Source organism: Skermanella aerolata KACC 11604 (genome assembly GCF_000936425.1).
GTDB classification, from domain to species: Bacteria; Pseudomonadota; Alphaproteobacteria; order Azospirillales; family Azospirillaceae; genus Skermanella; species Skermanella aerolata.
In genome coordinates, this window is record NZ_AVFK01000272.1 from 1 (window position 1) to 209 (window position 209).

A 209-nucleotide genomic window follows, 5' to 3' on the forward strand; every position below is an offset into this window, starting at 1 on the left:
AATGGCGGCGTTCAATTCGTCCAGCCCGAAGAAGGTGCGGTGGCGCAGCGGAGCCAGGATCCAGCGTTCGACCTGCAGCACCGCATTCTCCACCGCCGGCTTGTCCCGTGGCTTGCCTGGTCGCGCCGGCAGGACGGCGGTACCGTAGTGGCGGGCCAGTTCGTAGTAGCTGGCGTTGAGCACCGGGTCGAAGAAGTTCGCCCTGGTGA

At 66.0% G+C, this 209-nt stretch carries 1 pseudogene; it reads right to left on the reverse strand.

Annotation, left to right across the window (positions count from 1 at the left end):
- Nucleotides 1–209 (reverse strand): annotated as a pseudogene (locus tag N826_RS44700) (hypothetical protein); the annotation flags it as partial.